Annotated in this window: 6 protein-coding genes; 3 read left to right on the top strand and 3 right to left on the bottom strand. The window is 70.5% G+C overall.

The genetic code is table 11. The features are described 5' to 3' along the window. Positions 1–1,066: CocE/NonD family hydrolase (locus WA805_RS20715; RefSeq protein ID WP_425243154.1), on the bottom strand; the 1,066-nt coding region annotated here is incomplete at its 3' end. Between the two features lie 63 nt (positions 1,067–1,129). On the opposite strand from WA805_RS20715, the gene WA805_RS20710 reads away from it, so the two are divergent. The 3 genes from WA805_RS20710 (at position 1,130) to WA805_RS20700 (ending at position 4,949) form a co-directional block, all read left to right on the top strand. Next, positions 1,130–2,266 (top strand): CaiB/BaiF CoA transferase family protein, encoded by a 1,137-nt coding sequence (locus WA805_RS20710; protein ID WP_425243153.1) that lies wholly within the window; start codon positions 1,130–1,132, stop codon positions 2,264–2,266. Between the two features lie 67 nt (positions 2,267–2,333). Continuing rightward, the gene (locus WA805_RS20705; RefSeq protein ID WP_422288061.1) at positions 2,334–3,449 is read left to right on the top strand and encodes a cobalamin-independent methionine synthase II family protein; all 1,116 of its coding nucleotides are present in this window, start codon (positions 2,334–2,336) and stop codon (positions 3,447–3,449) included. A gap of 54 nt (positions 3,450–3,503) precedes the next feature. Further along, on the top strand, positions 3,504–4,949 hold the full coding sequence (locus WA805_RS20700) for a hypothetical protein (RefSeq protein WP_425243152.1): 1,446 nt from the start codon (positions 3,504–3,506) through the stop codon (positions 4,947–4,949). Between the two features lie 43 nt (positions 4,950–4,992). Here WA805_RS20700 and WA805_RS20695 read toward each other — a convergent pair whose 3' ends face one another. Together WA805_RS20695 and WA805_RS20690 are read right to left on the bottom strand one after the other, a co-directional pair. Continuing rightward, positions 4,993–6,690, bottom strand: a complete 1,698-nt coding sequence (locus WA805_RS20695; protein ID WP_422281780.1) for a formate--tetrahydrofolate ligase — start codon at positions 6,688–6,690, stop codon at positions 4,993–4,995. A gap of 217 nt (positions 6,691–6,907) precedes the next feature. Then, positions 6,908–7,819 (bottom strand): hypothetical protein, encoded by a 912-nt coding sequence (locus tag WA805_RS20690; protein WP_422288067.1) that lies wholly within the window; start codon positions 7,817–7,819, stop codon positions 6,908–6,910. Positions 7,820–8,087: the final 268 nt, after the last annotated feature.

The raw sequence follows: 8,087 nt of genomic DNA, 5'->3' as shown, positions 1-8,087 counted from the left end.
CGGACAGCGTGCCGCTTGCCCCCAGGTGCAGGCGGGTCGGTGAGTAGCCGGGCGGCGGCCAGGACTCGAAGTCGCGCCACTCGCCGGCGCCCATCACGTGGAGCCGCACCGGGGGCCGCGGCGGCGGCTCGACGCCGCGGGCGTACGCCAGCCCGAATTCCACGGCCTCCCGCACCGGGGTGCCGTCCATCGACAGGTGCGTCCACGGCCCGACAGTCAGCCGGGCCGGCCGGCCGAGGGACTGCAGCACCTGGAAGTCGCGCAGCTGGCCGGGCAGGAAGATGTCGTACCAGCCGCCGATCGAGCTGACCGGCACGGTCACCTGCGCGACGCTGTCCCGGTGGTCAAGCGGCGCCCAGTACGGGTCGTCCGCGTCGTGGGCGAGGATGTTCTGCACGTACTCCACGCGGTGCCCGGCGGCGGCCACGTCGGCGCGGCCGAGCGGGACCGTGCGCAGCGCCCGCAGGTTCTTCCTGGCCGCGGTGACCTGCCGCAGCAGCGCGCCAGGGCGCTCCTGCGCGTCGACCATGATCCCCCAGCCGAACGGCGTCTCGAGAGAGAACCCGTCAGGCCGGAAGAACTCCAGGGTGAGCGCCGAGTCGGTCACGTCCGGGATCATCGCCTTGACCTCCGGCGGGAGCTGGTCGGCCACCGCCCACTGGACGTAGCCGAGGTAGCTGGCGCCGAAGAGCACGATCGCGTCGCCGAACCACGGCTGCTTCCTGACCCATTCCAGGGTCGCCAGCCCGTCGTCCCGCTCGTCCCGCATCGGCCGGAACGTCCCGCCCGACCCGAAAGTCCCGCGCACCGACTGCATCAGCACCTGGAACCCGCGCTCGGCGAGCGGCCTGGCCATGGCGGCGCCGACCAGCCGGCCGCGCCCGTAGGGGGTGCGCAGCAGCGCGACGGGGAGCCCGTCGCCGCCGGCCCGCGGCGCCCACCGGTCGGCGATCAGCACCACCCCGTCGGGCATCGGCACGCGCAGGCCACGCTGGACGACTACGTCACGCGTCAGCGGGTCATCGAGGTGCAGGACGCGCTGGATGAACTCGCTGCCCAGGTTCACGCAGCTAGCGTACGCGGCCGACCGCGCGCGCGTAATCCCGCGACAGGCGGAAAAGAACGCACCATGCGACAGCCCCTCGACGGCATCACCGTGGTCGCGCTCGAGCAGGCGGTGGCCGCGCCGTTCGCCACCCGGCAGCTCGCCGACCTGGGCGCCCGGGTGATCAAGGTCGAGCGGCCGCCGGCCGGCGACTTCGCGCGCGGCTACGACCGCACCGTGCACGGCCAGTCCAGCTACTTCGTCTGGCTGAACCGGGGCAAGGAAAGCGTGGTCCTCGACGTCAAGGACGCCGCCGACCGGGCGCTGCTTGACGCGATGATCAGCCGCGCCGACGTGTTCGTGCAGAACCTGGTCCCCGGTGCGGCCGAGCGGCTGGGGCTGGACGCGGCCACCGTCCGGGCGGCGCTGCCGCGGCTGATCCACTGCTCGATCTCCGGCTACGGCGACGGCGGCCCTTACGGCGCGAAGAAGGCCTACGACCTGCTGGTGCAGTGCGAGACCGGGCTGATCATGTCGACCGGCACCCCGGAGACGCCGTCCAAGACCGGCTTCTCCGTCGCCGACCTCTCGACCGGGATGTACGCCTACAGCGGCATCCTGGCCGCGCTGTACGACAGGGAGCGGACCGGCGCTGGCGCGACGCTGCGCGTCGCCATGCTCGACGCGCTCGGCGAGCTGATGATGCAGCCCGCCTATTTCTCCAGGTACGGCGGCGAGCCGCCGCGAAGAACCGGGGCACGGCATCCGTCGATCTCGCCGTACGGCCCGTTCCGCGTCGCCGACGGTGCTGTCTTTTTCGGTATCCAGAACGAGCGCGAGTGGCTCGCCTTCTGCCGCCTCATCATGCGGCGGCCCGGCCTGGCTGCGGACCCTCGCTTCGCGAGCAACACCGACCGGGTCGCGCACCACGACGAGCTGACCGCCGTGATCGAGGAGTCGTTCGCGGGCCGCACCGCCGACGAGGTCAGCGACGCGCTCGAGGCGGCCGGGATCGCCAGCGCCCGGCTGCGCACCCCCGAGGAGCTCACCCGCCATCCGCAGCTGCGCGCCCGCGACCGCTGGCGGACCGTCAGCACGCCGGGCGGCGAGATCGACGCGCTGCTGCCGCCCGTCGAGGTGGCCGGCCAGGACCCCGTGCTCGGCCCGGTGCCGGGCCTCGGCGAGCACACCACGGCGATCCGTGCGGAGTTCGGGGCCTAGACTTCGCGCGCCGCGCTTGGGAAGGTAGTCGGACATATTACGACATCGGCAAGGGAGACGGTCGCCCATGGCAACGGAGATTCACGCTGAGCACGTCGGCAGCATGCTGCGGCAGCCCTGGCTGCTCGAGGCCCGCGCCGCCTACCGGGCGGGGAGCAGCACAGAAGGGGACCTGCGGGCGGCGGAAGACCGCGCCGCCGGCGAGAACATCGACATTCAGCGCTCGGCGGGGATCACCGTGTTCACCGATGGCGAGGCCAGGCGGACCAACTGGATGACCGGCATCCTGGAGTCGATCGGCGGGATGAGCCAGATCGAGACGCCCGCCGTGACCTGGCACCGCGAGGACGGCGGGATCCCGCCGGAGGAAGAGACCGATTTCGTGATGACCGCGGCCAGCTCGAAGGTGTTCCAGAAGGACCACCTGACCGCGGTCGAGGCGGCGTTCATGGCATCCCGGGTCCCCGGCCAGTTCAAGATCACCATGATGTCCGCGGCGATGGGCGGCATGACCTGGCGTCCCGAGGTCAGCGAGGACGCCTACCCCGACCCGGCGGAGCTCGTCGCCGACCTCGTCGCGCTGCAGATCGCGGAGATCGCCGAGCTCGCCGGGCTCGGCGCGCACTGGGTGCAGCTCGACTCGCTGTCGTATAACCAGGTGTTCGACGACGAGTTCCGCGCCGCGACGCAGAACACGCTCGATCCGGCGGTCATCCTCGACGCGTCGGTCGCCGCCGACGCGGACATCGTGCGGAGCGTGAAGGACGCGAACCCGGACCTCACCGTCGGGATGCACATCTGCCGCGGCAACAACCGCAGCGCGTACATGGCGAAGGGCAGCTACGAGCCGGTGGCGGAGAAGCTGTTCGGCACCGTCCCCGTCGACAGGTTCCTGCTCGAGTACGACACCGACCGCGCCGGGGGCTTCGAGCCGCTGCGGTTCGTCCGGCCCGGCGCGGTGGTCGTGCTCGGCCTGGTCTCGTCCAAGACGCCGGTCCTGGAGTCGCAGGACGAGCTGCGGCGCCGGATCGACGAGGCGGCGCGGTACGTGCCGCTGGAGAACCTCGCCCTCAGCCCGCAGTGCGGGTTCGCCTCCACCTCAGCGGGCAACGTGCTGACCCCCGACCAGCAGAAGCGCAAGCTGGCGCTGGTCGTCGACACCGCGGAGCGGGTCTGGGGCTGACGGGCCGGGCGCGTGCCGCCGCTCGCGCCCGGCCGCGGTCACTAGGATGGCGCGATGGGTCGCAGAAACCACCGTCCCGCATCGGGGCCCTTTCGCGAATCGTTCGACGGCGCCCTTGATGAGCTGTGGGCGACCATCGCGTCGGGCGACGTGCTGCACGCCGAAGTCCAGACCTCCGTGTTCGCGTCCATGGCGCTCATGGCAGACGGCGCCGAGGCCGTCGGGCCTGAGAAGTTCGCCGACGCGGTGCTCGACTCGGCCATCCGGGACCAGCTCACGCCAGAGAGTGCCGCGTTCTGCCGGCTCGTCGTGTCGCTTGGCACGCCCGTGCTCAAACGGGAGGCGAGCCGGAGACTCAAGGAGCACACCGACGACGGCGTCTATCCGCCCGACTGGGTCGCTGCCGCGGGACGGCCGGCGCCCCGCAGCGCGTGGCGAAGTTACGACGTCTTCGGCGACCTGGAGTACATCGTCGTCACGTTCGGCTATGGAGAGGCCGAGCACGCGATCCTAGTGGGGATCGACATGACCACCACCCGGCCCGCCGTCATCTTCCTGACCGTGAGCGATGACACGGACAAGCTGATCGAGATCGTCCGCGACCGGCCGTTCGAACGCTTCGGAGAGATCACGCTCGCCGAAGCGCGGCGTCGCGTGGAGCAACCGCTGGCCAGCGCCGACGCGGACCTGGATCTAGAGACCAACGAGTCCTCGTTCACGGTCCTGCCAGTCGTGCGGTCCCGCGTCCGCCGGCTCCCGGCGGACGCGGATTTCACCGCCGTCGAGTACACGGCCGCCGACCGCGCCGCCGCCGTGGCCGATTTCCTGCGCGGCCCGGATGCCGGCTCCGCTGGTCCGATTGAGGAGGCGCGATTCTGGGCCGAGGTGCTCACCGGGTACAGCAGCCGTGTTCCGGACGAGCCGCCCGGTCAGGTGGGCCCGGACAAGCTGGGCGAGATGCTGCTGTCGCACGTCGTGCGGACCTTCACGCTGACGGACTCACACCGTGCGGGCCTGGCGCCCGCGGTCACCGCGTGGGTCCGGTGGGCGGCCGGCCGTCAGGGGCTTGACGAGGCGGCGACCGCGCGCGTGCTCGAGCACCTGCCGAAGGTCCTTGAGCACTTCGGCTCCGCGTATGACGACCCGGATAGCGCCGTGGCGCGCACATACGTCCGCGACCTCGCCGCGAGCGACGCCGACGCGGCGTGGCTGACGGACTGCCGGGACCGGCGGCAGCTCGCCGTGCCACCAGCCGGGGCCGGTGCCCTTGGCGGCGATCCCCTCGACGCCAGCGATCAGGAGCACCGGACCGTGATCGCGCTCGCCGAGTTCGGGATGTGCGACACCGGCGGAGCACCACGCGAGGATTTCCGGCGGGCGGTGCAGCGCGTTATCGAGGAACTATGGCACGACGACCCGCCCGCGACGTGGCAGCGGGCCAAGAAGTTGCTCGCCACGGGCATGGCCCCGCATGACGTCATTCACGCGATAGCCCGCTAACGGCGCACGATCTTCTCGTACGGGCGGGTGCGGCTGACGGGTATCAGTAGAGGCCGACGATCTCGCCGTTCTCGTCGAGGTCGATGCTGATCGCGGCGGGCTTGCTCGCCAGGCCCGGCATGGTGTTCATGTTGCCGCAGATCGGGTACACGAAGCCGGCGCCGACCGAGGCGCGGACCTCGCGGACCGGCAGCCGGAACCCGGTCGGCGCGCCCTTCAGGTTCGCGTCGGCGGACAGCGAGTACTGGGTCTTGGCGATGCAGACCGGCAAGTTGCCGAAGCCGTTCTTCTCGTACCCGTCGAGCTGCTTCGACGCCAGCGGAGTGTAGTCCACGCCGTCGGCGCCGTAGATCTTGGTCGCGAGGGTCTCGATCTTCTCGCGCAGCGTCGCCTCGGACGGGTAGATGTGGTGGAACGAGTTCGGCTGGGCCGCGACCTCGGCGACCGCCTCGGCGAGCTCGGCCGCGCCCCGGCCGCCGTCGACGAAGTGCGTGCAGACCGCCGACCTGATGCCCATCGAGGCGGCCAGTTCCTGGATGGCGGCGTGCTCGGAGGGGAAGTCGCTGGGCATCGCGTTGATCGCGACCACCGGCTCGACGCCGTGCGCCCGCACGTTCTCCAGCTGCTTGCGCAGGTTGGCCGCGCCGGTCAGCACGTCGTCCGGGTTCTCCTTGAGCATCTCCTCGGGCAGCGGACGGCCGGCCACCACCCTGTACTTGCCGGAGTGCGACTTCAGCGCGCGCACCGTGGCGACGACCACCGCGGCGTCCGGCTTCAGCCCGGAGACGCGGCACTTGATGTTGAAGAACCGCTCGGCGCCCATGTCGGCGCCGAACCCGGCCTCGGTGACCAGGAACTCGCCGGTGTGGATGCCGATCAGGTCGGCCACCACGCTCGAGTTGCCGTGCGCGATGTTGCCGAACGGCCCCGCGTGCACGAACACCGGCGTGTTCTCCAGCGTCTGGAGCAGATTCGGCTTGAGCGCCTCGCGCATGATCACCGCCGCGGCGCCGCCCGCCTTCAGCTGCTCGGCGGTGACCGGCTCGCCGGACTTGGTGTAGCCGACGACGATGCGGCCGAGCCGCTCGCGCATGTCCCTGAGCGACCTGGACAGGGCGAGGACCGCCATCACCTCGGACGCGGCGGTGATGTCGAAGGCGGCCTGCCGCGGCACGCCGTCGCCGGACCCGCCGAGACCGATCACGATGTTGCGCAGCGCCCGGTCGTTGACGTCGAGCACCCGCCGCCAGGTGATCTGGTTCAGGTCGAGGCCGAACTCGTTGCCCATGTACAGGCTGTTGTCCACCATCGCCGCGATCTGGTTGTTGGCCGCGGTGACCGCGTGCATGTCGCCGGTGAGGTGCAGGTTCAGCAGCTCGAACGGGACCGCCTGGCTGTAGCCGCCGCCGGCCGCGCCGCCCTTGATGCCGAACGTCGGGCCCATGCTCGCCTGGCGGATCGCGATCGTGGCCTTCCTGCCGATGTGCCGGAACGCCATGCCGAGGCCGATCGTCGTAGTGGTCTTCCCCTCCCCCAGCGGCGTCGGGGTGATCGCCGTGACGACGACGTACTTCGCTTTCGGCCGGTCGGCGAGCTCGTCGATGGCTCTCAGGTCGATCTTGGCGACGTGCTCACCGTGGGGTTCGGTCAGCCAGGGCGGGATACCGACGTCTTCGGCGATTTCCGAGATTGGCTTGAGCGTAGCCTGACGTGCGATCTCGAGCGCGGTGGGCATGGCCATGGCAGAGGGACCTCCGGCCGTTGTGACGGCTTTCCTTAGGCGATTGTTTCTCTGCAACCTGGCTGGTCCCATGGGGCGCGAGCCAAAAACGCCCGGCGGGATTCTGCGGCCCCGGATATTGCGCTTCCGCAGCAGGCGAACCTTTGCGCGAAGCCACTATCCGTTCAGAATGATATTAGTAATTCCGCACAAAGAGCTATCCTGAACGGGCCCGCGGTCACTCCGTTTCCGTCGGCTGGGCCCCGTAGAGCTGCGGCGCGGGAACCCGCTCCACTGGCGAGAAACCGACCTGCAGCACCACCTGCGGCACCTCGTTGTAGAAGGTCGGCCACGGCCAGCGCCGCTGAACCTGATCTTGATCCTCGCGTTCGAGGGACTGGGTGAGGAACGACGCGGTCACCCCGTAACTGGACGGCACCCGGTCGGGCGGATGGAGCGGGTGAAAGTCCGACAGCCGGTACTTGAGCGACGAGCGGTACCGCTCGCCGCGCCCGGTCCCTGAGGACATCGAGTACCTGGTCCCGGTGAGCAGCGCGTGCTGCAGCGCCTGCCCGGCGCGCAGCCAGTCAAGCGGCCGGTCGTCGTCGGTGGACAGCGTCATCAGCTGCATATCGCGGCTGGCCAGTTCCCCGCCGCGGACCGTCGCGCGCAAGATCGCCTTCTGCTCGCGCGGGTGCAGTATCCGCAGCCAGCCGTGCTCCTCCGCGGCGGCGTTCTCCATTTCCACCAGCAACGGAAGCGGCACCTGCTGTGCCGCGTAGTCCCCGGGATTGATGTGCTGCAGCCACATCGCCTCGTAGAGTTCCTGGATGCCGGCGGTGGGCGGGTCGATGCGGTCAGGCATGATCTCGACGGAAGCGACGAGGACGCGTGTGGCGGTCAGGTGATCGATCAGCGGGGATCCCTGATCGAGGCCGGGCAGCATCCAGACCGACAGCTCGCGGCCGGCCACCCGGATCGAGAGCCGCAGGTTGTACAGGGCCGCGCCGCAGCTGATCGCGACCTCACGCGGCGAGATGTCGTGTGGGACCCGGCCCGCGTCGGCGTACAGTTCCACGCTGTTCCGCGCCTCGCCCGCCAGCACGACTTCCCAGGGTCGCTTGTCGAAGATGGATGGCGCGCTTTGCACCGCTTCGATGATCCGCGCCAAATCGGGATGCCATGGCATGCCAGCCCCCTGTTCGCCCGCCACTCAATCCTAACTGCCAGGCTCCCCGAAACCGGGTGCGGACGCCAGCGGCAAATGTCACGCGCCCGGCACCTGGGCCAGTTCGACGAGGGCGTGCAGGCTAGCGGCCGCGTCCAGGGCGGACAGCCCGGAGATGGCGACGAGCACCACGGCCGCGCCGACCAGCAGCATGCGGGTGCGCGGCGGCGGCCCGAGCAGCGCAGCCACC

Origin of the sequence: Trebonia sp. (genome assembly GCF_049794275.1) — a bacterium.
In the GTDB taxonomy this organism is placed as follows: domain Bacteria; phylum Actinomycetota; class Actinomycetes; order Streptosporangiales; family Streptosporangiaceae; genus Trebonia.
This window is presented reverse-complemented; position numbering and strand designations above follow the sequence as displayed.